Annotated in this window: 18 protein-coding genes and 1 pseudogene; 7 read left to right on the top strand and 12 right to left on the bottom strand. The window is 38.2% G+C overall.

What is annotated here, in order from left to right:
• Positions 1-20 precede the first annotated feature (20 nt).
• From atpA to BAR153v2_RS06145, 4 genes are all read right to left on the bottom strand, one after another.
• Complete coding sequence (gene atpA / locus BAR153v2_RS06130) at positions 21-1,556, bottom strand: F0F1 ATP synthase subunit alpha (RefSeq protein WP_078680738.1); 1,536 nt, start codon at positions 1,554-1,556, stop codon at positions 21-23.
• Positions 1,556-2,140: an ATP synthase F1 subunit delta gene (gene atpH, locus BAR153v2_RS06135; protein WP_078680739.1), complete on the bottom strand. Its 585-nt coding sequence runs from the start codon at positions 2,138-2,140 to the stop codon at positions 1,556-1,558. Before atpH ends, atpA begins: the two co-directional genes overlap by 1 nt.
• Before the next feature lie 185 nt (positions 2,141-2,325).
• Positions 2,326-2,940 (bottom strand): hypothetical protein, encoded by a 615-nt coding sequence (locus tag BAR153v2_RS06140; RefSeq protein ID WP_244548643.1) that lies wholly within the window; start codon positions 2,938-2,940, stop codon positions 2,326-2,328.
• A gap of 75 nt (positions 2,941-3,015) precedes the next feature.
• A complete protein-coding gene (locus BAR153v2_RS06145; RefSeq protein WP_371325867.1) occupies positions 3,016-5,244 on the bottom strand; it encodes a primosomal protein N' in 2,229 nt (742 codons plus the stop codon).
• 291 nt (positions 5,245-5,535) lie between these two features.
• On the opposite strand from BAR153v2_RS06145, the gene fsa reads away from it, so the two are divergent.
• A complete protein-coding gene (fsa, locus tag BAR153v2_RS06150; RefSeq protein ID WP_078680741.1) occupies positions 5,536-6,189 on the top strand; it encodes a fructose-6-phosphate aldolase in 654 nt (217 codons plus the stop codon).
• A gap of 186 nt (positions 6,190-6,375) precedes the next feature.
• Here fsa and BAR153v2_RS06155 read toward each other — a convergent pair whose 3' ends face one another.
• Together BAR153v2_RS06155 and leuS are read right to left on the bottom strand one after the other, a co-directional pair.
• Positions 6,376-6,966, bottom strand: coding sequence for a hypothetical protein (locus tag BAR153v2_RS06155; RefSeq protein WP_078680742.1), 591 nt, complete (start codon positions 6,964-6,966; stop codon positions 6,376-6,378).
• Positions 6,953-9,595, bottom strand: a complete 2,643-nt coding sequence (gene leuS / locus BAR153v2_RS06160; RefSeq protein ID WP_078680978.1) for a leucine--tRNA ligase — start codon at positions 9,593-9,595, stop codon at positions 6,953-6,955. Before leuS ends, BAR153v2_RS06155 begins: the two co-directional genes overlap by 14 nt.
• Positions 9,596-9,725: 130 nt before the next feature.
• Between leuS and BAR153v2_RS06165 the strand changes: the two genes are divergently transcribed.
• From BAR153v2_RS06165 to BAR153v2_RS06185, 5 genes are all read left to right on the top strand, one after another.
• Positions 9,726-10,406: a YggS family pyridoxal phosphate-dependent enzyme gene (locus tag BAR153v2_RS06165; protein ID WP_078680743.1), complete on the top strand. Its 681-nt coding sequence runs from the start codon at positions 9,726-9,728 to the stop codon at positions 10,404-10,406.
• A 225-nt stretch (positions 10,407-10,631) separates the two neighbouring features.
• Entirely contained in the window at positions 10,632-12,587 is a 1,956-nt protein-coding gene (acs, locus tag BAR153v2_RS06170; protein ID WP_078680744.1) for an acetate--CoA ligase, read from the top strand.
• 104 nt (positions 12,588-12,691) lie between these two features.
• Complete coding sequence (gene ftsE / locus BAR153v2_RS06175; RefSeq protein ID WP_078680745.1) at positions 12,692-13,351, top strand: cell division ATP-binding protein FtsE; 660 nt, start codon at positions 12,692-12,694, stop codon at positions 13,349-13,351.
• Complete coding sequence (locus BAR153v2_RS06180) at positions 13,344-14,318, top strand: ABC transporter permease (RefSeq protein WP_078680746.1); 975 nt, start codon at positions 13,344-13,346, stop codon at positions 14,316-14,318. Before ftsE ends, BAR153v2_RS06180 begins: the two co-directional genes overlap by 8 nt.
• A 4-nt stretch (positions 14,319-14,322) precedes the next feature.
• On the top strand, positions 14,323-15,003 hold the full coding sequence (locus BAR153v2_RS06185) for a YdcF family protein (protein ID WP_078680979.1): 681 nt from the start codon (positions 14,323-14,325) through the stop codon (positions 15,001-15,003).
• Positions 15,004-15,188: 185 nt separating this feature from the next.
• On the opposite strand, the gene BAR153v2_RS06190 is transcribed toward BAR153v2_RS06185, so the two are convergent.
• The 6 genes and pseudogenes from BAR153v2_RS06190 to BAR153v2_RS06215 form a co-directional block, all read right to left on the bottom strand.
• Positions 15,189-17,171, bottom strand: a complete 1,983-nt coding sequence (locus BAR153v2_RS06190; RefSeq protein WP_078680747.1) for a MacB family efflux pump subunit — start codon at positions 17,169-17,171, stop codon at positions 15,189-15,191.
• 3 nt (positions 17,172-17,174) lie between these two features.
• Positions 17,175-18,398, bottom strand: coding sequence for an efflux RND transporter periplasmic adaptor subunit (locus BAR153v2_RS06195; protein ID WP_078680748.1), 1,224 nt, complete (start codon positions 18,396-18,398; stop codon positions 17,175-17,177).
• A pseudogene (locus BAR153v2_RS06200) lies at positions 18,395-19,746 on the bottom strand (efflux transporter outer membrane subunit). The gene BAR153v2_RS06195 and the pseudogene BAR153v2_RS06200 overlap by 4 nt, the downstream one beginning before the upstream one ends.
• Before the next feature lie 184 nt (positions 19,747-19,930).
• Complete coding sequence (locus BAR153v2_RS06205) at positions 19,931-20,749, bottom strand: exodeoxyribonuclease III (RefSeq protein ID WP_078680749.1); 819 nt, start codon at positions 20,747-20,749, stop codon at positions 19,931-19,933.
• A 6-nt stretch (positions 20,750-20,755) separates the two neighbouring features.
• Positions 20,756-21,376, bottom strand: a complete 621-nt coding sequence (locus BAR153v2_RS06210; RefSeq protein WP_078680750.1) for an outer membrane lipoprotein carrier protein LolA — start codon at positions 21,374-21,376, stop codon at positions 20,756-20,758.
• Positions 21,377-21,466: 90 nt separating this feature from the next.
• Positions 21,467-23,890 (bottom strand): DNA translocase FtsK 4TM domain-containing protein, encoded by a 2,424-nt coding sequence (locus BAR153v2_RS06215; RefSeq protein WP_078680751.1) that lies wholly within the window; start codon positions 23,888-23,890, stop codon positions 21,467-21,469.
• A gap of 190 nt (positions 23,891-24,080) precedes the next feature.
• Between BAR153v2_RS06215 and BAR153v2_RS06220 the strand changes: the two genes are divergently transcribed.
• Positions 24,081-25,325, top strand: coding sequence for a ubiquinone biosynthesis hydroxylase (locus BAR153v2_RS06220; protein ID WP_078680752.1), 1,245 nt, complete (start codon positions 24,081-24,083; stop codon positions 25,323-25,325).
• Positions 25,326-25,888: the final 563 nt, after the last annotated feature.

Below are 25,888 nucleotides of genomic sequence, written 5' to 3' on the forward strand. Positions count from 1 at the left end.
TTACGCATTCCACCAATCAATTAAGAAAAATTCTTTGCATAATTATCAAGAACAACAACCATCTTAGTTTTAATTTGATCCGTTATTTGTTTCTGTTCAGCGATCGCATTTAAGAGCTCTTCATGATTACTGCGTAGGAGTGTTAAAAGCCCTTGTTCAAATCGCCCAACATCAGAAACAGCTAATGAATCAAGATAACCATTTACACCAGCAAAAATAACAACAACTTGTTCTTCTACTTTAAGTGGTGAGAATTGTAGCTGCTTTAAAAGTTCTGTTAAACGTGCTCCACGATTTAAAAGATGCTGCGTTGACGCATCTAAATCTGAACCAAATTGCGCAAAAGCTGCCATTTCCCGATATTGAGCTAATTCACCCTTGATAGAACCAGCAACTTGCTTCATTGCCTTAATTTGAGCGGCAGAACCAACACGTGAAACAGAAAGACCAACATTCACTGCAGGACGAATCCCTTGATAGAATAAATTTGTTTCCAGAAAAATCTGACCATCGGTAATCGAAATTACATTGGTTGGAATATAAGCAGAGACATCATTGGCTTGTGTTTCAATCACTGGTAATGCTGTTAAAGATCCAGAACCATTATCAGCATTAAGCTTTGCAGCCCGCTCCAAAAGACGAGAGTGCAGATAAAAAACATCTCCTGGATAAGCTTCACGACCAGGAGGACGACGCAACAAAAGAGACATTTGACGATAAGCAACAGCCTGCTTGGAAAGATCATCATAACCAATCAACGCATGTTGACCATTATCACGAAAATATTCTCCCATTGCACAACCAGCAAGGGGAGCAATAAATTGCATCGGAGCAGGATCAGACGCTGTAGCTGCAACAATAATCGAATAGTCAAGCGCTCCACGTTCTTCCAAAATTTTAACAAATTGTGCAACCGTTGAACGTTTTTGACCGATTGCCACATAGATACAATATATTTTGTCTTGATCTTGCCCAGTACTATTTTCATGAAACCGCTTCTGATTTAAAAATGTATCGAGCAAAATCGCCGTTTTTCCTGTTTGACGATCACCGATCACCAATTCACGCTGTCCACGTCCAATGGGAATTAAGGCATCAATAACCTTTAATCCAGTTGACATTGGCTCATGCACAGACTGACGTGGAATAATACCAGGAGCCTTGACATCAACACGACGACGCTCTTTTGTCTTAATAGGACCTTTTCCATCAATGGGATTCCCTAATGCATCTACAACACGACCAAGCAAAGCAGGTCCTACAGGGACATCCACAATAGCCCCGAGCCGTTTAACGGTATCGCCCTCACGAATATCACGATCTGATCCAAAAATCACAATCCCAACATTATCCATTTCCAAATTCAGTGCCATCCCCTGCACACCATTGGGAAAAGCGACCATTTCACCTGCCTGGACATTATCCAAACCATAAACGCGAGCAATTCCATCACCCACAGATAAAACCCAACCAACTTCTGAAACTTCAGCTTTTTGATCAAAGTTTTTGATTTGTTTCTTTAGGATTTTTGAAATTTCAGACGGTCTAATATCCATCAGCTGACCTCTTTTTTCAATGCAAACTTAAGTGAAGATAATTTTGTTATAAGGGACGCATCAATTTGGCATGACCCTAAACGAATGATAAAGCCACCAAGAATTGTTGGATCAACGGAAAGTTGCAACATAATTTTTCCTCTGACAACACTCTCCAATGCCGTGCGCAACATTTCTTTCTGAGAAGCATTTAATGGGTGTGCAGAAATAATTTGCACAAAAAACTCTCTACGGAAAAGAGCAAGATGACGCTGAAAAGCACGTAAAATACTGGGTAATGCAAAAAGCCTATGATTAGCTGCAATAACACCTAAAAAATTACGAAAAATGCGGCCTGCCTCTCCATGAACAAACTCTATACTTTCACAAAGAACATTTAACGCTTTCTTCTGTTCTTTTACTGAAAAAAACGGACTATGCACAAAACCCTTTAAATCCTCATTTTGCTCCAAAATATTCAAGAAAGATGCCACTTCCTTTTCAACATGTTCAATACAACCTGCTTCTTGAACCAAATCAAAAAATGCTTTTGCATAACGCTGGCTCACTAGCGGCAATGGGACAAGAGAAACTGAATCTGACACGAAATACTGCCTCTTTTCCTTAAAAGATTTTCCGATATTGATCAGAAAAAATGGACCACATATTTCAAATTCCAAAAATCTTTTTCTTGAAACTCAGAACAAAAAATTTTCCAATCTCTAGCATAGACATAATCGACTCGCAACACCACAAAGCAATGCTTTTTGAAAATTTTTAGATAAAATAACTAAAATGACTTTTCAATTGACGGATGAGGAACACAATTTTTTTTGAGTCCATTTTTGATATTAGCTGATACCTGATTTAATTTTTCCATATCCCCTTCATGAAATGTATCGAATACTGAAGAGGAAACTTCTTTTCCAACTTTAGATAATAAAATATCCATTTTAAAACTTTCATCCATCAAAAGAGCTTCCACAACATCTACCGAAAGATCCAATATACGTGCTTTTTCCATCAATTTGCGATGATTTTGTAAATGCTGCAAAATTTGTGCTGTCAATGGTCCAACAATAGTCCTATGATAAATATTCAGTGACTTATTAAAGGCCATAATATCTTGCAAAATTATATCATCATAAAAGACTGCATAAGCATAAATCAACTGACGGGAATGCGTAACTGGAAAACCACAAAGAGACCGCATTGCTTGCTGTGGAGAAGCAATGATTGGCTGAAAAACTTTTTCTACTTCTCTCATTAAACGATAAGTAAAAATAAAAACAGTTGCATCGATGCTTTGCATTTCCTTTTTTTCATTGTTTTTAATCACATCAGAAATCGATGCCTGTGCTCCTGCCTCGATAAACCAGGTAAAAATAAAAATTATAAATCCCATCTTTTTCAAAACCACTCCTCTTTTAAAATATGTTTTTAACAAACAAATCTCTCTATTTGCCTTTTCATTGCCTTTTCAGAGAAAACTTTGCGGATCAATATCAATCTGAACCCGAACCGAACTAGGCTTCTTTGGTGCACGAGATAGGATAACACGAATAAACCCTTGCAAATCAAAAGAGCGCTGTCCATGAAATAACAGCCGAAAACGATAACGACCCCGCACAAGTGCCAACTGTGCTTCTGCAGGCCCCATCACCGATACACCTTTCACCGATGGTGCAACTTGGCGCAATGCACGGGCATAATTTTCTGCAACTTGACGTTTTTCTGAAGAAACAATCAAAGCTGCAAATCGTCCATAAGGAGGCAAAACGTCATGCTGGCGCATTGCAATCTCACGCTCATAAAAATCCTCACGCTGTTGTGAAAGTAAAGCTTTTATAACCGGATGATCTGGTTGATAAGTTTGCAACAATCCTAAACTTTCTAATCCCATACGCCCGGCTCGCCCTGTGACTTGAGACAAAAGCTGAAAAGTGCGTTCACTTGCACGTAAATCACCATTGGCAAGACCTAAATCAGCATCAATCACCCCAACCAAAGACAATCTAGGGAAATGATGCCCCTTAGCAACTAACTGTGTTCCAATAACAATATCTACATCCCCCCTTGCAATTGCTTCTAATTCTCGTCGTAATTGACTAATTCTTCCTTTTAAATCAGTAGATAGAATAAGCAACCGTGCCTGTGGAAAAAGCATCTGTGTTTCCTCGGCAATTCTTTCCACCCCTGGCCCACAAGCCACTAAATGATCCAATGTCCCACATTCTGGACAAGCTTCTGGAAGAGGCTCATAATAACCACAATGATGACATTTAAGCTGTCCTCGCAAACGATGCTCAACCAACCAGCTCGAACAATCCGTACAATGAAAACGATGTCCACACACCCGACAAAGTGTTAAAGGCGCATATCCACGCCGATTGAGAAACAAAAGCGCCTGCTCACCCTTTTCTAAAGTTTTTCTCAAAGCATGTTCAAGAACACAAGAAATAAAGCGTCCTTTTTCTACACCCCCTTTACGCATATCAATCACGCGCAAATGCGGTAACGCTACTGCTTGAAACCGTGAAGGCAAATGCACCCGCTGATAACGCCCCCATAAAACATTCACCTGACTTTCAATTGAAGGAGTCGCTGACGATAAAATAACAGGACAACGCTCAAAAGATCCCCGCGCCACAGCCATATCCCGCGCATGATAAAAAATACGTTCTTCTTGTTTATAAGCACCATCATGCTCTTCATCAACAACAATTAATCCAAGATCCAGAAAAGGTAAAAAAAGTGCTGAACGCGCTCCTGCAACAACCCGCACTTTTCCTTCTACAACTTGCCGCCACACACGTTCACGACGACGTGGTGTTAAATCAGAATGCCACTCAGCTGCTGAAACTCCAAAACGTGCATGAAAACGGTCTAAAAATTGCTGTGTTAAAGCAATTTCTGGCAATAAAATTAAAACCTGTTTGTTGCCCTTTAGCGCTTGAGCAACCGCCTCAAAATAGACTTCTGTTTTTCCGGACCCCGTGACTCCATCAAGCAAAAAAACCTGAAATTGAGAAGACAAAACGCCTTCTCTCAGCAAATTTGCTGCCGATTTCTGTGCTCCTTCTAAAACAGGTGGACAAAAATCAGGATCAGGCAGAGCAACCACTGCCTGTACTGGAACCACAACCTCTTCAAAAACCCCAAGTGATTTTAAAAGGTCTACCACTGAAGGAGAAGTTCTCGCAGCATGAGCAAGATCAGAACGAGTCCGAATTATTCCATCACGCGCCAAGTCTAAAACACGCGATCGCGCTGGTGTTAACCGTTCTACGTTCCCTCCACAATAACGCAATCCCACCATCTTCTCTTCTGGATCTAAAGCCGTCGGCACACGTAAAACCAACCCCGCAACAAGACCGAAAGGCGTCATGGTATACTGACTGAAAAAACGCAAAAATGCGATCATCTCAGCCTTTAATGGCGGACAATCAAAAACATGCGTCACAAAGCGCAATTTATCACGCGCCACAGGAACAGCGGTTACTCTCTTTAAACTCTCTCTTTGTTCTTCCTCAAATATCGGCTCACCAATAGCGACCACAAAACCACAAATTTCGCGTCCTGCAACAGGAACACGTACAAAAGAGCCAACTTTTATCTCTATATGTGGCTCTACCCCATAGCTATAAGCCTGAAAAACTGGGATCGGTACCACAACCGAAACAATTTGCATTTCTGTCACAATTGATATCACCTTTTTATCGATAGTGCTTTGATCTTATTGTTGCATTTTTCTATTCTCGTCCCCCACTTTTTCCCTAGCCTGTTCTTTATACAACCAATACAATAATTATCCCAGAATGAAACAATGTGATAATATACTTTTTTCATTTAATTGCCTTCTTCTCAAGACCTTTTGTACCACTCCTCTATCCATCAATCGGCCCCTTGCTTTTGCTACAAAGAATAGCGCATAACATATACAAGAAGAACTAAGAGAAATATTAAACAACAAACTTTTAAAAGCCCAAGGAGATTTGAAATGAAATTTTTTGTGGATAGTGCTCATAAAGAAGATATCCAAGAATTACAAAATTTGGGATTGGTCGATGGTGTCACAACCAATCCTTCTCTCATTCTCAAATCTGGACGTAATATTCTGGAAACCATCAAAGAAATTTGTGCTCTCGTCAACGGACCAGTGTCTGCTGAAGTTGTTGCAACTGACTTCAATAATATGATGAAAGAAGCGGCTGTTTTAGCAAAAATTGCTGACAATATTTGCATCAAGCTCCCCTTAACACTTGATGGATTAAAAGCTTGTAAAGCCCTCACTGAACAAGGACTAAAAACAAACCTTACCCTTTGTTTTTCGGTTAATCAAGCTTTGTTAGCTGCAAAAGCGCATGCAACATTTATTTCACCTTTTATCGGAAGAATTGATGATTGTGGATACAATGGTATCGAACTGCTTCACGAAATTCGCACTCTTTATGACCAATATAATTTCAAGACTCAAATTTTGGCTGCCTCTATCCGCTCTGTCAATCATGTTAAAGAAGCAGCATTGAGTGGTGCAGATGTTGCAACTGTTCCCCCAGCAATCTTAAAAAATCTAGTCAAACATCCTCTAACTGACCAAGGCTTACAGACATTTGCGGCAGACTGGGCAAAAACGGGACAAAATATCGCTTAAAAAGCATTTAAAACCCTACCAATACTGTACTTCTTCTTCAAACATCTCAACTAAGATGTTTTTAAACGGACAAGAGATATAAATTTAAAGAGTAAAATCTCATTTTACTCTAACTAGGCCATATCGTGTCCAAAACTTCTTCATAAAAATATGCAACTTATTTTAATATTCGAAGAATATGAGCTTTTAAGAAGGAGAAATTTTTGCAAGATCTTTTGCAAGCAACATAAAAATGCGTTCGGCCAATTCTTCAGCAACGCGTTTTTGCGCATTTTTTTCAGCTTGCATTGTTGCATATTCTTGACGAAGTCGATCAAAAGAAGCACTCATTGTTCCTGTTCCTTTCGCAATAAATTCATTTTTCATATTCTTTAAAATATAAGAAGCTTTACTCACGATTGTTCCAACAGAAGGGTGTCCTATTCCATCCTCTTCACGGTCACTGTCTATCTCGAAAGATGTTCGTGTAGAAACCGATGTTTGCAGTGACAATTGATAAATTGGCATAGAAGGCTTTCCTCCACGCCCATAGAGAAGAAACAATAAATGATTACGCACCATTTGACTGAAATGATCAGAGGGTTCTTCAATCACAATAGCTGCAAATTTTTCAGAAAGTCCTCCAGAAATCTTTTCTGATGTTTCAACGGGCAAAAGAGAAATCGTGGATGTCGATCCCTGTGAGGCCTGACGATAAAGTGGTTCAATGGTACATCCACTAAGAAAAGCAAACAAACAAGAAAAAACAGCAGCAATAAGTCCATTAAATAATGACATTAACAATCCTTTTTGGAACAATAATCATTTTCTTAATAGATTTTCCAGCTAAATGTGCTTGCACAAAATCAAGAGCACAAACCGCTTCTTCAATTGCCACATTATCAGCGACCGCAGCAAGAGTTACGTTACCCCGCTTTTTGCCATTAATTTGCACCGGTAAAGTAATATATTCTTCAACCGTTAACGCAGAATCATAAGAAGGCCAAGCACACTGCGACATCAGTGTATTCCCGCCCAAAGCAGCATGACATTCTTCTGCTAAATGAGGCACCATAGGGGCAATCATTGCAATGAAGAAATCCACTGCTTGACGCAATGCAGACTTCATTTCATCTTCAGCATTTTCTATATTATTTAGAGAGGAAGCTATCACATTCAATAATTCATAAAGGCGTGCAACAGCTCGATTAAAGGCAAGTTTTTCTAAATCATCTTCTACAGCACAAAGTGTACGGTGGGCTGCTTTGGAAAGCTCCAAAGCAGCTCCTTGCTGTCCTGCACATGATTTTACCCCCTTTAAAACTGGAGCACTTAAAGCCACTAAACGCCAGACACGCTGCACAAAACGGTACGCACCTTCAATTCCAGATTCCGTCCAAATGACATCACGCTCAGGAGGAGAGTCCGACAACATAAACCAGCGTACAGTATCCGCTCCATAGGAAGCAATAATATCATCAGGATCGACGACATTCTTTTTTGATTTTGACATTTTTTCAATTGAACCAATCATCACTTCACTTTGATCCGTGAGCTTATAGGCACAACGCTTTCCATCCTTTTCAACAATTTCGACATCTGCTGGCGAAACCCACCCTTTTTCATCTTGATAGGTTTCATGAACAACCATACCTTGCGTAAATAAACCTTTGAAAGGCTCATCTACCGAAACATAGCCTATCATCTTCATCGCACGTGTGAAAAAACGTGCATATAAAAGGTGCAAAATCGCATGCTCAATACCACCAATATATTGCTGAACAGGTAACCATTGTGCTGCTATTTTCTGATCTATTGGTTCTTGAGCATAAGGTGTAGTAAAGCGTGCATAATACCAAGAAGAATCAACAAAAGTGTCCATTGTATCGGTTTCACGTTTTGCTAACTGACCACAACAAGGACAAACCACTGTTTGCCATTCATCATGGCGCGCAAGTGGATTACCAGGCTGATCAAAAGTAACATCATCGGGTAACACAACGGGCAAATCAGCACATGGGACAGGTACAACACCACAATCCGTACAATGGATCATAGGGATTGGACAACCCCAATAACGCTGACGCGAAATGCCCCAATCACGTAATCGAAATTGCACTGTTTTTTGTGCCTGAGGCTGATCCTTGAGCAGCTGTTTCTCAAGCCGTTCAGCAACCATTTGAAAAGCCTCCTGCACTGTCAAACCATCTAAAAAGCCTGAATTAATCATCACACCATCGCCCATATAAGCCGTTTCAGCAATGACAAAACTCTCAGCATCACCTTCTGTTGGTACAATTACTGGACGCACAGCAAGATTATATTTTCGAGCAAAATCCAAATCTCTCTGATCATGAGCAGGGCATCCAAAAATAGCCCCTGTGCCGTAATTCATGAGAACAAAATTAGCGATATAAACAGGAAGATGTGTTGTCGGATCAAAAGGATGAATAGCAAAAAGTGGCGTACGAAATCCTTTTTTTTCCACTGTCTCAAACGCCGCTTCTGTAGTCCCATTACACCGACAGCTTTCGATAAAAGTATCAAGTGCCTTATCCTTTTGTGCTAAAGCTTTCGCAATTGGATGATCAAAAGAAAGTGCTAAAAAAGAAGCACCAAAGAGAGTCTCAGGACGCGTTGAATAACAAACAATTTCATCAAATGCATCACATACATCATCCACTGTATTGGTTTTATGCAAAGCCCAACGAATAAGAAGTCCTTGTGATTTGCCAATCCAATTTTTTTGCATAATGCGTACTTTTTCTGGCCACTGATCAAGCTTTTCAAGTCCTGCCAATAAGTCGTTACTAAAATCACTAATTTTAAAAAACCACTGTGTTAATTCGCGTTGTTCAACCAATGCACCAGAACGCCAACCACGACCATCAATAACCTGTTCATTAGCTAAAACTGTTTGATCAACAGGATCCCAATTGACCTTAGCGACCTGACGTGAAATAAGCCCTTTCTGATAGAAGTCCAGAAACAACATTTGTTGACGATGATAATATTCTACATCACATGTGGCAAACTCACGGGACCAATCCAAAGAAAAACCCAGTTTTTTTAACTGCTTTCGCATTACCGTGATATTTTCATAGGTCCATACTTTAGGATGTACTTTACTTTGCATGGCAGCATTTTCAGCAGGCATTCCAAAAGCATCCCATCCCATTGGATGAAGCACATGAAATCCCTTTGCCCGCTTATATCGCGCAACAACATCCCCCATGGTATAATTGCGCACATGCCCCATATGAATTCGTCCAGAAGGATAAGGGAACATTTCTAAAACATAATATTTTTCACGCTCACTATCATCAGCAGCTTGAAAAATTTTCTTTTCATCCCAAATCGTTTGCCATTTTTTTTCCTGTGCACGTGGATTATAACGCTCGCTTATCATTCTCGTTATACTCTTCATAAAATTAACTTCAAAATTTTCATCAAGATTCACCACGGATTAACCTTATCGTCAACCTTTTCATGAATTATTTTAAAGCTTTTATAAAAAATTATCTAATTCCTGCACAAAAAACAGAAAGCATACCCCTATGAATACACCTAATATTTCCTCTATTGACGCATGGAGAAACCTCCAACAAGAGATTGCCAAAACATGTCAGGACTATCATCGTCCCGTGGAGAATATTCAACTCATTGCTGCTTCAAAAACTGTTTCCGCAAACAATATTGTTCCTCTTCTGCAGGCAGGACAGTTCCTTTTTGCTGAAAATCGTGTGCAAGAAGCAGCCGAAAAATGGCCCTCCTTACGACAAAAATTTAACACAATCGAACTTCATCTCATTGGTCCCTTACAATCCAACAAAACAGCAGAAGCTGTTAAAATCTTCGATGTCATTCAAACTGTTGATCGAGAAAAAATAGCTAAAAAACTCGCAGAAGAAATGCACAAACAGAAAAAGCATCTTCCCTGTTATATCCAAGTCAATATAGGGTTAGAATCACAAAAAAGTGGCATTTTTCCACAAGAAGTAAAAGCCTTTGTTGCTCAATGCAAAAATAATTATGGACTTGATATCATTGGACTGATGGCGATCCCCCCTATTCAAGAAAATCCTGGCCCTTATTTTGCTCTTTTAGCAAAACTTGCAAAAGAAACTGGCCTTCCAAAACTCTCTATGGGTATGTCTAATGACTTTAAAATCGCTCTCCAATTTGGTGCAAATGTTCTTCGTATTGGATCAGCTTTATTTGGTTCTCGCTCCTTTTAAGGATTGTCTTTTTTAAGCCTTTCCATCTTTTACGAAACCAAATAAAAAAGCTTTTTTATAACATTTATTGCGTAAAATTAACCATTCAAGCCTACGACTGAACTTATGTTGAACGTAAAAACTTTAATTCTTATCAAAGCACTCATGAAAAATAGATCTTTAAAATAAAATAATAAGACAACAATATAGCAACTTTTTTGACATTAACAGAAGAGGAGGAAAACAATGTCTGAAAAAACTTATCCAGTACCAATGCATCTCAAAAAAACAGCTTTCATTGATTATGAAACCTACCAACAACAATACCAAGAAAGCATTAACAATCCAGAAGCTTTCTGGGCAAAACACGGTCAACGTATTGAATGGTTTAAGCCCTATACAAAGGCAAAAAACACTTCATTTAATGACTCTGTATCGATTAAATGGTATGAAGATGGAATTACAAATGTGGCCTATAATTGCATTGATCGTCATTTAAAAAATCGAGGTGATCAAATCGCGCTCATTTGGGAAAGCGATGATCCTAATATTGATCAAAAAATAACGTATAACGCCCTTTATGAAAAAGTCTGTCGTTTCGCGAACATCTTAAAAAAATATGGAATTAAAAAAGGGAATAGAGTCATCATCTACCTCCCAATGATTCCTGAAGCAGTTTACGCTATGCTCGCATGTGCCCGTATTGGAGCTATCCATTCAGTTATCTTTGCTGGTTTTTCTGCTGAAGCTATTGCAGGGCGTCTCATTGATTGTGAATCAACTTTTATCATTACGGCTGATCAGGCTTTACGTGGAGGAAAGACAATTAATTTAAAAGAGAATATTGATCAAGCCATTCATATAGCAGCGCACCACAATGTGCATGTCAACCATGTTATGGTCATACAACGCACAAATGAAAAAATTAACTGGGTTACAGAACGTGACTTCTGGTATCATGAAGAGGTCCTTCATGCTCCAACTGATTGCCTCCCAGAAAAAATGAATGCAGAAGATCCTCTTTTTATTCTATATACTTCAGGATCAACAGGAAAACCAAAAGGTGTTCTGCATACAACAGGTGGATATCTTGTCTATGTATCGATGACACACCAATATGTTTTCGATTACCATCCCCATGAAATTTATTGGTGTACAGCTGACATTGGTTGGATCACTGGCCACTCTTATCTGGTGTATGGGCCTTTATGTAATGGTGCAACCACCGTAATGTTCGAAGGCACACCAACTTTCCCTGATAAAGGCAGATTCTGGGATATTGTCGATAAACACAAAGTCAATACACTCTACACTGCACCAACGGCCATTCGTACTTTAATGGGCGCAGGAGATTCATATATCACACGCTCTCAAAGAACATCTCTACGCCTCTTAGGAACAGTAGGCGAACCGATCAATCCAGAAGCATGGGAATGGTTCTATCATACTGTTGGAAACGGCCATTGTCCTATTCTTGACACATGGTGGCAAACAGAAACAGGAGGACATATAATCACTCCTCTCCCCGGAGCTACAACACTCAAACCGGGATCGGTTACACATCCGTTTTTTGGCATCCATTTACAAATCGTTGATGCTCAAGGAAATGTTTTGGAAGGAGAAGCAGAAGGAAATCTTTGTATCGCTGATTCATGGCCTGGTCAAATGCGTACCCTTTATAATAATCATAAGTGCTTTATCCAAACATATTTTTCCACATATAAAGGAAAATATTTTACAGGCGATGGTTGTAAACGTGATAGCAATGGCTATTATTGGATTACAGGACGAATTGATGATATACTTAATGTTTCCGGTCACAGGCTAGGAACTGCCGAGCTTGAATCAGCGCTTGTTTCACACCCTTCTGTTTCAGAAGCAGCTATTGTAGGATATCCTCACTCTATTAAAGGACAGGGAATTTATAGTTTTGTAACTTTAATGGAAGGAATAGCACCAAGTGAGCAGTTATACCAAAATCTTATTCAACATATAAGAAAAGAAATTGGGGTTATCGCGACAATAGATAAACTTCAATTTACTGCCCAATTGCCCAAAACACGATCAGGAAAAATTATGAGACGCATTTTGCGAAAAATTGCTGAAAATAATCTTGACGCCCTAGGAGATATTTCAACCCTTGCCGAGCCGCAAGTCATCAATGACCTTATTGCCAATCGGCAAAATACAGAACATAATTGAGGTTATTCAATAGAATAATAACACTGAAAAAAGAAAGTAAAATATTATTATTTAAGAGAGAATTTTCATCATATTCACTCCAAAAACAGAAGTGGTACTTAAAAGTGATTCGTTTTGAAAATGTTGGTTTGCGCTATGGAATGGGACCTGAAGTCCTCCACGATATCAGCTTTCACATTCCCGAAGGATCCTTTCAATTTATAACTGGGGCTTCTGGATCAGGAAAAACATCATTGATACGTCTTATGTTTCTCGCGATCAAACCAACGCGTGGTCATATTAATTTATTTAGAAATGATACAGCATTACTTAAACGAAAAGAACTTCCTGCTTTACGACGACGTATTGGGGTTGTTTTTCAAGATTTTCGACTGCTTGATCATATGACAACTTATGAAAATGTTTCTTTGCCTTTACGCATCAAGGGACAAGAAGAGGCAACCTATCGCAGTGAAGTGGAAGATCTTTTGCGATGGGTTGGTCTCGGAAATTATATTCACGTTTTACCACCCGTACTCTCAAGTGGAGAAAAACAAAGAGTAGCGATTGCACGTGCTCTTATTGATCAACCTGAAATTCTTCTCGCAGATGAGCCTACAGGAAACGTTGATCCATCTTTAGCATCGCGTTTACTTCGTTTATTTATTGAATTAAATCGTTTTGGCACAGCTGTCATCATTGCCACCCACGATATCTCATTGATGGAGCAAGTTGCAGCGCGGCGTCTAATTCTTCACCAAGGACGGATGACAATTTATGAATAAATCTTCGCTCATGTTCTACATTCCAAACTGGATTTTTACAGTTAATAAAGAAAAAAGAACGCCTATTATTCCAAGTAGTAATATCTCTGGGCAAGCATTAGTTGCAGTCATTGCTATCATGACATTCCTTTCAAGCTTAACATTAATCAGCGTTGATCTAGTGCAACACGCGGCCAATAATTGGAGCAGCGAAATTAGCTATGAAGCAACAATTCAAATTCGTCCAATTGAAAATGTCGATATTGAAAAAGCTCTCTCTGATGCTGTCAAATTGGTGAAAACATTTCGAGGTGTACAAAACGCAAAAATTATTGATCAAATAGCCACCGAAAAATTACTTGAGCCATGGCTTGGAACAGGTATATCCTTCAAAGAATTTCCCATTCCCCGGCTAATCATTGTTACTTTGAAAGAAAATGAAAAAACTGACTTTCAAGCAATCAGTCACGCTATTAAAACACAAATTCCAGGCGCTCAATTTAATGATCACAGCTTTTGGGTAAATCGATTTATCACTATGGCACAAACAACTGTTTTTATTGGTTTTACAATTCTAGCCCTCATTCTTGGCTCACTAATCCTTACAATTATTTTCGCTACACGTAACGCGCTAGCAGAAAATGCACATATCATTAATATCTTATATTTTCTCGGAACTGAAACCGTTTTCATTGCCCAACAGTTTGACTGGCATTTTTTTAAAACTGCATTCCGCGGTTCATTGTACGGCGGTGTGATAAGTACACTGCTATTTAATGCTTTTCTTCTTTGGATAAATTACAATTTAGGATTAGAAAAAACGCGTCAAATTATCGCTTTATTTGGACACTTTTCCATTAGTTTCAGCACCTATGGAAAAATTCTCATTCTTATTTTTTGTGTTGCTATCGTCACGATGCTCACCAATCGAATTACTATTCTAGCACAACTTAAAAAAATCGATCAATGCGAAAATGGCCTATTTTAATTTTATGACCTACAACACTCCTGATTCCAATTTTGCCTATGATAGACCGCGAAACTCTCCTCTTGAGCACAAAATAAATGTTACGAAAAAACGTAAACGATTTTTTTACTATTTGCCACCGACAATACTCTTTATTTTGATCATCATTCTAATTTTTTGTCTTACTTTTGTTGCTTTTACTGAAAAAGTTGAACAACTTACCCCTCCGCATCCCTTACCGAAAGTTGACGCAATTATTGTCCTTACAGGAGGGAAAAACAGAATAGAAACAGGATTAGAGCTTTTACAAAAAAAGCTTGGTTCGCGGCTATTAATCAGCGGAGTGAACACAACAATACATCCTAATAAACTGATCCGTAGAATGAATATCAATCCTCGACTCTTTGCCTGTTGCGTTGATATTGATCATCACGCAACCAACACTCAAGGGAATGCTAAAGAAAGTGCTCATTGGATCAACAAGCATCGCTATAAAACACTTTATATCGTTACTCATGATTATCATATGATTCGTTCTTTACTGGAGTTTAAATATTTAATGCCTAATATCAATTTTATTGCCTATCCTATAAAACAAAATGTTACGGATAGCTGGATAAAACAAGCCAATCAAATACGCCTTCTTGCCCTTGAATATGTCAAAAACATCAGTGTAAAAATAAGAATAATATTGTCTTCTTTGTAAAAAAATTTCAAATGTCTTTTTACTTTAGACAATTAATCTTTTTTTTCATATTCCTCTGAAGCATAAATATTGTTAACTCTTAACATCCAAAAAACTATTCAATAATCTGATCTTTCATTCTGAACAATATCGCCCTTTAATCTTACAATCACGAAAAGAGTCACCATCTTTTTAAGGAAGGATTCTTAATCACGTGCAAGAGCAACAACAGGATCAAGACGTGAAGCTTTTCGTGCTGGAAAAAAACCAAAACACACTCCAATAAAAGCTGCAAAGAGAACAGTCATTATGATAGACCGAACCGTATAAACCAATTGTATAGGAGAATTCCACAATATAAATAAACCTCCAATAGCAAATCCAAAGAGAACCCCTAAACTTCCGCCAATCAGACAAATCAAAATCGATTCAATTAAAAATTGTTGCAAAATATCACTCTGACGTGCACCAATCGCCATACGTACTCCAATTTCACTAATCCGCTCAGAAACATTGACTAACATAATATTCATCACGCCAATTCCGCCTACAATGAGCGAAATCGCTGCAATCGAAGTCACTAAAAGCGCTAAAATCTCTGTACTATTCATAATTTTTGCACGAAACAATTCCGAATTTCTAATAAAAAAATCTTCTTGTCCATGCCGCATAATTAACAACCGCCGAATCATAGTTTCGGCCAATTGCGAATCGACATTATCAGCAACTTTAAGAATAATAGAACGAACATCTGTCCTACCAAGAAAGCGCATTTGCACCGCCGTATAAGGCAAATAAATCTGTATTGTATCTGATACGCCTCCGTTGTTTTGTGAAGCCACAACACCAATAATACGAGCTGGCACATTACCCACACGCACAATTTTTCCAATGGGATCTTCTTGACTATGAGGAAAAAGAACAGAAAGTGCCTCTTTTTCTATTATCAAATCAACAGCTCGATCACGCACGCTTGATTGATTAAATAACCTTCCTTTAATTACTTTTAGTCCTTGTATTTGAAAAAATTGTTCTCCTACACCAATAACAATAGCCTTTGCCTCAATTGCATTATAATACACCATCGAACTTATTGAAATTTGAGAAGTGACACCAGCAACATAAGGTAATTCAGATAGTGCTTCTGCATCTGCCTCCACTAAACTGGTTATTTTTCCTGACTGTGGATCAGAAAAGCTTTTACCTGGCATAATTGTCAATGTATTGACCCCTAAACTATTTAAATTATCAAGAATCTTTTTCTGGGTACCATTTCCCAAAGCAATCATTGCAATAACTGAAGCAATACCGATAATTACCCCAAGCATTGTCAAAAAAGTCCGCATTCGATGGGCATTCATGGCCAATAAAGCCATAACAAATGCTTCACAAAAGCGTCCCATAAAAGCGCGGAAAATTCCCAACTGTTGAGTGCTTTTTAGATTATCTTCTTTCGGAAGAAATTTTTTCTTACTGTTTATTTTTTTAATTTTTGAAACATTATCAGAAATAATCTCTCCATCACTGATTTCAATAATACGATCTGCTCTTTCGGCCACCTGCATATCATGAGTTACAATGATAATAGTTCTTCCCTCTTGATGAAGCTCATCTAAAATATGCAAAACTTCTTGACCACTTTTTTTGTCTAAAGCACCGGTTGGTTCATCTGCAAGAATAATATCAGCATCATTCATTAAAGCACGAGCAATTGAAACACGTTGCTGCTGTCCCCCCGAAAGCTGATTGGGATAATGACTCATCCGATCATACATCCCTAAACGTGTTAAAAGGCTCTGTGCACGTTGTTTTCTTATTTCTGCTGAGCAGCCTGCATAAATAGCTGGAATTTCAACATTCCCGAGAGCTGTTAATTCTTTGAGCAAATGATAACGTTGGAAAATAAAACCAAAATGATTGCGTCGCAAAGCTGACAAATCATCTGCTGAAAGCAAAGCTGTTTCTTTACCAGAAATCCAATAACGCCCTGAACTTTGTCGATCAAGGCATCCTAAAATATTCATTAACGTAGATTTTCCTGAACCTGACGCTCCTACAATTGCGACCATCTCGCCACGCTTAATGGTTAAATTGATGTTTTTTAAAACAGAGACCAATGTCTCACCTACACGAAATTCACGTACTACATCTTCCAATATAAGAACAGCATCCTTCGATTCTGTTATCATGTTTTAAACCCTGTTTTCACTTTGTAAATTAGAAGATACTAACAATCCATCGTGTGCACCAACCACCACCACATCACCCTCATTGAGCCCAGAAACAATCTCAGCCATTACTTTATTATTAAGTCCGACTGTTACTTGTTTTGCAATAACTTTGTCTCGACTAACCAAAAGCTGCACCCACGCTTTATGCTCTTTCGTCTCATTGTGTAAAGCATCACTTGGAACCAACAATACATTTCGAGCACGTCCTAATATAATATGCACTTGAGCTGTCATATAAGTCCGCAAAAAACGATCTTTATTGTTAACATGGATAAGCCCATTATAATAAATCGCCGATGACGCTAAAGAACTCGATCCTGACATGTTAGGATTAATACTAATATCACTACGAATATCTTCAGGAGCAGGTTCTATTGCCTCTAATGATCCCTCATAACGGCGTTGTATATCTCCTAAAATTGTGAAATAGAGGTCTTGTCCAGTATGAACTTTTAAAATATCTGCTTCTGAAATTTGTGCTTTAATTGTCATTTTTGACAAATCTCCTAAAATAACAATTGTTGGTGCTGACTGAGTTGCATTAATATTTTGTCCTTCTTCAACGACGGTTGCTAAAACTGTCCCTGAAGAAGGCGCTGTTATCTGCGTATAGCTTAAATTCACTTCTGCACTTTTCACATCAATTTGTGCCTGTACAATTTGTTGCTGAAGTTGAGCAATTTGAGCTTCACGTATTTTGACTTGCGTCACTGCATCATCAAAATTAGCACGTGAAACTGCTCGTGCTTCAACCATTTTACTTTGACGTGCTAAATTTTGTTTAGCTAAAATGAGATAAGCTTCATGCTCTTTTAAACTTGCATAATAATAGGACAAAACTGCTTTTTTTCTTTTCAGATCATTTTCCTGATCCGTAGGATCAATCTCTGCTATAAGATCTCCTTCTTCTACAACATCTCCAGCTGAAACACGAACAGAAACCACACGCCCTGTTGCACGCGCGCCAACAGCCACCAATCGATAAGGACGTACAATTCCAGAAGCTAAAACCGTTTCTTCAATATCACCACGCGTAACCACTGCTGTCATATAATTCAGTGTATTTTTGCTCCCAAATAAAACAAAGAGCATCTTAAAGACAAAGATGAGAAAAACCACACTGAAAAATAAAAAAAGCTTTTTGCGTTTTATAGTTGAATATTTCCCCATAAAATATTTCATCATCGTTTCACCTTTACATGTGAACTGGCAGTCTTATCGACGATTTCTGGAAAAGAAACATCAACTACACCATCCCATCCTCCCCCTAATGCCTTCATCAAGGCAATATAATGCTTAGCCAGAACAATATGACTATCACTCAATGACATTTGTGAAGAATAATAAGAACGATAAGCATTGAGTAATTCAAGAAAGCTGATATTACCACTTTCAAAAAGGCCTTGCGAAAGTTGCAATGAATGTGAATAAGCTGCATTTGCAGCCAACAACTTTTTTAAACGCTGTTGTTCTTTATACAACCGTACCAATGCATTCTCTACTTCTTCTAAAGCTCCTAACACTGCCGCTCGATAAGCAATAAAAGCCTGATCACGCTGAGCACGTCCTACAGCAACAGAGGCAACCACCTGTCCTCCATTAAAAAAAGGAAAGCGAAGATTTGGCCCAAAGGACCAACCAATCGTTGAACCTTTTGCTAATTGACCAATGGATTCTGCTGTTGTAGAAATATTACCCGTTAAGCTTAATGAAGGATAACGTTCTGCTTCCCGTTGACCAACTCGCGCTGTCGCTTGAGCATATTGACGTTCGGCACGTCGTAAATCTGGACGTGTTAACAAAATATCAGCAGGAATTCCCACAGAGATTGGCCATTTTGGCTTTGGAAGCTGTTTCTTTTCAGCGCTTTTTTGCAAAAAGTCCTGCAATGCTACAGGCACACGCCCAGTTAAAACGGAAAGACGATGAATACTCATCGATAAATTCACTTCCATCTGTATGATATCTGCCTCTGTATTGATCATTTGCGCTTGTGCATTTGAATTATCCAGCTCTGAGATATCACCAGCTTCCAATTTAGCCTTTATTAATTGAGCTGTTTTTCGCTGCAACGCAGCAATAGAGTGTGCAATCAACAGTTTTTTTTGCCAACCACGCATTTCAATATAATTCGTTGCGATATCCCCTAAAAGAGTAACCATTGTAGCCCGCAGATCCTCTACAGTTGCATCAAGATCATAACGCGCTGCTTCAACTGCTCTTTTATGTCCCCAAAAAGATCAAGCTCCCAACTTGCATCAAAACCACCACGATACTGTCTTAAAGAAGTATCCGACTGGCTAGAACTATGATTGCCCAAAATTGAACTTGAAACACTTGGTAAAAGATGTCCAATCACCTGCCCTAAACTAGCCCGTGCTTCACGAACCCGTGCTTTAGCGAGCGCAATATTGTTATTTGCAACGATTGCATCATTAATCAGCTGATCTAAAACCGGGTCATTAAAATTTCGCCACCAGCCCGCGAGTGCAGCCGGATGTTCAGAAATTTGAGCAGAAGAATGTTGCCCCAAAGTGTTGGAACAGAAAAAGATGTTTTACGATAATCAGGACCGACAACACACCCTGGCAAAACAAAAAAAAAGAGACAAAAAGGATACAAAAGTTCTTTTAATAAAACCTGTTTTACACCACTGGTCTTCATTCATTCCTCTACATTTTCCGAAAATCAAGTCCTTAGACTTCTTCATTCGATGCTTATTTTAAATCGCCTGAAAAATCAAATAAAGTTTGTACTGGAACATGATCTGAAGCTTGAGGCCATCCCCGTGCTTCACGAAAAATTGCAAGTTCTTTAACGAAAGGCACTAAATTTGGTGAAGACCAGATATGATCAAGCCGCCGACCGCGATCAGCAAGTGCCCAATCGCGTGCACGATAACTCCACCACGTATAAAGCTTGGTAGGAATTGGAAATTTCATCCGCATCAAGTCAACCCATCCACCTTCACAACATAAAGCTTGTAAACGCTCTGTCTCAATCGGCGTATGACTAACAACCTTCAATAATTGCTTATGAGACCAGACATCCTCTGGCAAAGGAGCAATATTAAGATCACCCAACAAAAGAGACGCTAAACCATCTCCCTGATCCGAACGAATAGAAGACATTTCTTCTAAAAAATCGAGTTTATAACGAAATTTTTCATTCTTGTTTACATCAGGTTCATCACCACCAGCAGGAACATAAAAATTATGAATTCGAATTCTTCTCCCATGAAGTTCAATAATAACTGAAAGGTGACGACAATCCTCCTTTTGACAAAAGAAACGCCTTTCAATACTGACAAAAGGCAAACGAGAAATAATCGCTACACCATGATAAGATTTTTGACCGCTCAATGCGATATGCTGATAACCTGCCGCTTCAAAAAATTGACGTGGAAATAAATCATCTGGACATTTTATTTCTTGTAAGCATAACATATCCACAGAAAAAATATCCAAATACTGAAGGACCTGAGAAAGGCGGAGACGAATAGAATTAATATTCCAAGTAGCGATACGAAAAAGCATTAATTGTTATTCTGACTTCGTAACAGTATTTTTATAAGGAATTACGAACATTTCATTAGAAAATCTAACGTTTGTGCGCACATTCATGATTTGAATAGTTGTTTCTAAATTTTGTTGATCAAGAATTGCCCATTGCCGCAATGCATAACTTTGAGAATCAAAGATTATCTTTATCTGTCCTTTTCCAATCGTTTTATCCCGTAAAATAATCACAACTGTTTTCGGATCTTCTCGAAATGCTAACAAATTTTCTGATGATAAATTAATCGTATTACCTAATAAAAATTTCATTGGTGTTTGAGACAAGCGATAAAAACTCCATGTATTTAAAGCACGATTATTAATTCCTACAGATTTACCATCTGCGATAATCTGCAATGGCACTCCTTTGTAACTAAAACGAATTTTCCCTGGACGCTCCAAATAAAATGTTCCTTTAGTTATTTTTCCCTTTGGACTAAATTGAATAAAATCACCTGTCATTGTTTTGATAGCTGCAAAACGATTAATAATATTCTGAGCCCGAGCTAACTGCTTCGCTGACTGCGAAAAAGCAGGACTACTCAACAGAAAAAATAACAAAATAACACTAACTATTCTTCTCAACGAAAAAAAATAACCCCTCATACACAACGCTCCTCATGTGCTCATCATACTCTATTGATTTTTTATAGGCAACAGATGATAAGAACTTTCTAAAAATATGCTTTAAAAACTTTATTTAAATGGTTCTTCTGTAGCAGGCACCAAAATTTCTCGTTTTCCTGCATGATTAGCTGGGCTAATAATTCCTTCTTCCTCCATCCGCTCAATTAATAAAGCAGCACGATTATAGCCAATACTCAAACGACGCTGAATATAAGAAGTTGAAGCTTTACGATCACGCAGAACCACCATCACAGCCTTTCTATAAGGCTCATCTTCTAAGGAAGAAACAGATGAAACATCACTTTCACGATCTGAAACTTCTTGTGTGATAGCCTCTAAATAATCAGGCCTTGCTTGTTCTTTCAGGTGTGCGACAACCTGTTCAACTTCATCATCTGCTACAAAAGGCCCATGAATACGTTGAATACGTCCCCCTCCCATCATGAAAAGCATATCCCCTTGCCCTAATAATTGTTCCGCTCCTTGTTCCCCCAAAATTGTCCGACTATCAATTTTTGAACTGACAGCAAAAGAAATGCGTGTAGGGAAATTAGCTTTAATTGTTCCCGTAATAACATCAACCGAAGGACGTTGTGTTGCCATAATGACATGAATACCAGCAGCACGCGCCATTTGTGCTAAACGTTGCACAGCTCCCTCAATCTCCTTACCAGCAACCATCATGAGATCTGCCATTTCATCAATAATAACAACAATATAAGGTAAAGGATTTAAATCGAGGGTTTCTGTTTCATACAACGGTTCGCCAGTCTTTTGATCAAATCCGATTTGAACCGTCCGTGTTAATACTTCACCCTGTTTTTGTGCTTCTTTTAAGCGAGCATTAAATCCATCAATATTGCGAACATTAACTTTTGACATTTTGCTGTAACGTTCTTCCATTTCACGAACAGCCCATTTAAGAGCAATGACTGCTTTTTTAGGATCTGTCACCACAGGCGTCAATAAATGAGGAATACCATCATAAATCGAAAGCTCGAGCATTTTAGGATCGACCATGATTAATCGACATTGCTCAGGTGTTAAACGATAAAGAAGAGACAAAATCATTGTATTAATAGCAACAGATTTACCTGATCCTGTCGTACCTGCCACTAAAAGATGAGGCATTTTCGTTAAATCTGCAACAACTGTTTCACCCCCTATTGTTTTACCCAATGCAAGACCTAATTTTGCTTCGGTATCAAAAAATTCCCGCGCCTGTAAAATTTCTCGTAAATAAACTATTTCACGAGATGCGTTAGGTAATTCTATTCCAATAACATTACGTCCTGGAACCACAGCAACACGTGCTGAAATAGAACGCATAGAGCGAGCGATATCATCTGCTAACCCAATAATACGAGAAGATTTAATACCAGCAGCCGGCTCAAATTCATACAAAGTTACAACTGGACCAGGACGTGCGTCAATAATCTCTCCCTTAACCCCAAAATCTAATAAAATATTTTTAAGTTCCTGAGAATTGGCTTTTAAAGTAGCAGGAGAAAGTCGCATATTTTTTACTGCTGATGAAGGAATAGCAAGATAATCTAACAGTGGAAGGGTAAAACGATACTTTGAACGTGCTTTTGAAGCCTTTAACATGTAGTTATCAGAAGCAGAAACAGCTTTATTTTGGAACTCCTGAAAATTTGTTTTTTCATTTAAAAAAACCGGCTCAATTCGATCAAATGAATTTTCCGTTTTTCTAAACCAACTCATGAACGAAAAAAAACGCTCAAAACGGGCTTGTAAAAAATAAAGAAAATGCAAAACTGCTCCAAAAGCTGTAGAGAAAAAACTGCTATGGACTTCATTATTAGAATACTCTTCATTTTCTAATGTCTCAAAAATTGGATCCACACGCACTGGATCGCTTTCATTTGTATCGATCTGACGTCGCCATACTACATTGCCAGCAAAAACAGCCATTACAAAACTAACAAATGTTATAGCAACACCGCACAACACGCTCTCTACCGACGAAGAAAAAGAAAATAAAAATAAAGAAATAACATTTAAAATCTTATCTCCCCAAACACCTCCAAAACCAATCGGCAATGGCCAATTGGTAAAAGAGGCAACAGGGGTCATTAAAGCAAATGCAATTGTAAACAAAATTATTGAAACCAACCATAAAAAAAGGCGAAAAATAAAATTATGGATGCTTTTTTGTGCAAGTAACAAAAGCGACCAAAATAATGGAGGCAACAAAATACCAAGACTTGCCAAACCAAAAAGTTGCATAGCAAGATCTGAAAAAACCGCACCAGGCCACCCCATAAAATTTGTGATCTCATTGTTATTAGCGTAAGTCAATGATGGATCTGCAAAATTCCATGTTGCTAAAGCTAAGATACAAAAAACCAAAAGCCCTAGAAGACTAAGCCCAATCAAAACCCCTATTTGTTGTAAAAATATTTCAATAAAATGAGAATTGCGATATTCTGGCTTTTTTGGCAAATCATAAAGAGAAGAACCCTGATGCATTCATCAATCCCGAACATAAAACTCTTAACACAAGAGTTATATCTAAAGTTTGTAACATAAAAAATATTAATACAGTTTTAACCTATATAAATACAACAATTTCTCTTTAAGACTTCATAAAAAGTGATAATAAGGTCAATGGCTATATCATCTAAGACTAAATAAACTGACCACAAAGGAAAGAAACAGAGTGACTTCCTACACCGATCAAAAAATAAAACAATGTGATCTTATTATTGCAGGCGGTGCAGCTGTTGGCTTAGCTCTTGCCGTAGCTCTCAAACATGCCGCCCCTGAACTAAGAATAAATGTCGTTGATGCCACTTCCCAAAGCAGCACATCTAAAAAAAATACACAAGCATTTGCTCTTTCTGCCGCTTCTATTCGTATGCTTGAACAACTACAGTGCTGGAAACATATCAAACCTCACGCTCAACCTATTCATTCAATAATCATCACCGACGCACGCCTCGATGATCCAATCAAACAAACTCTTTTAACCTTTGAAGGAGATATAACACCTAACGAGCCTTTTGCGAATATGGTTGAAAATAAAAGGCTCATCAGTGCATTAAAACAACGTGCAAAAGATTTGCATATTTCTTTTATCGAAAAGACCACTGTCGTTCATTTTCATCAAGAAAACCAGCATACAACCATCACTTTAAGTAATAAAGAAATTTGGCAAACAAAATTGCTGGTTGCAGCTAGTGGAGCACACACTACACTACGCGAAAAAGCGGGTCTTAAAAGCTTTTCTCATCCTTATATACAAACAGCAATTACATGCATTATCGAACATGAAAAATCGCACCATGGTCAAGCAGTCCAACATTTTTTCCCTGCTGGACCTTTTGCTCTCCTACCTCTCAAAGGGAACCGATTAGCTATCGTATGGAATGAAAAACACCACACCGCACAATATTATCTTAAAGCCGACGCTTTAATCTTTGAAGCAGAAATTGAAAAACGTATTGGTCACCAATTTGGAAAACTTTCTTGGAATGGCGAACGCCAAGCATTTCCCCTAGTCCTTTCTTTAGCAAATCATTACATCAAACCTCGTTTTGCTCTCGTAGGAGACGCCGCCCATACAATCCACCCCATTGCAGGACAAGGGCTTAATCTAGGACTACGCGACAGTGCTGCTTTAGCCGAAGTCATCATCGAAACAATACGATTGGGTCTTGATATCGGATCAATGACAACTCTCGAGCGTTATCAAAGTTGGCGGCGTTTTGAGACTGTACGAACGGCCCTCAGTAATGACTGGATCAATAGACTTTTTTCAAATGATATCTTACTTTTGCGCTTATTTCGCGATGTTGGCCTTGGGCTTATTAATCAAATGCCAAAAATAAAAAAATATTTTATTCAAGAAGCTGCTGGACTCACCTCTAATGCACCACGTCTTCTCCGCGGGCTCCCACTCTAAAAACTTAAAATAAACTCCTTAAATCCTCTATATGTAAACAGAAAACACTCTATTTTATCTAAAATTATAAAGTCTATATTCTTTACACATATTTAAAATAATAATTCCTGGGATTAAATTGCAATTTTTACGAAAAAATGACCAAATACTTTTATAGCTCAACAATAAAATAGAATAAGAAATCCACGATATAAATCATTTTTATACCGTAATAGTCACAACTTCAAAAGCTTTTGGACAAGCGTGAATAGACAAAATTTTAAAAAATGAAATTAACACCAATCAAAATGTATCTTCATAGCTATCACTATCGAAATTTTGATAAAAAATTAAAAGACAATTTAAGAATGAGCTGTGATTATATTTAAATATGACTAACCATAATTCTTTTTAGCAAGGGGAATAAAAGTGTATAATCCTCAAAATATGATCCCTAATAAACAGGGAAATACGTGCTCGAATCGATACAAAACTGCTGAAACAAAGACAAGTGAAATGCACAGCGAAAAATCCTTAAAATTATCAATATGCATGAAATCAATATCACCGATCTTTTTTTAAAA

The sequence above is a fragment of the Bartonella sp. AR 15-3 genome (assembly GCF_002022445.1).
GTDB lineage: Bacteria > Pseudomonadota > Alphaproteobacteria > Rhizobiales > Rhizobiaceae > Bartonella.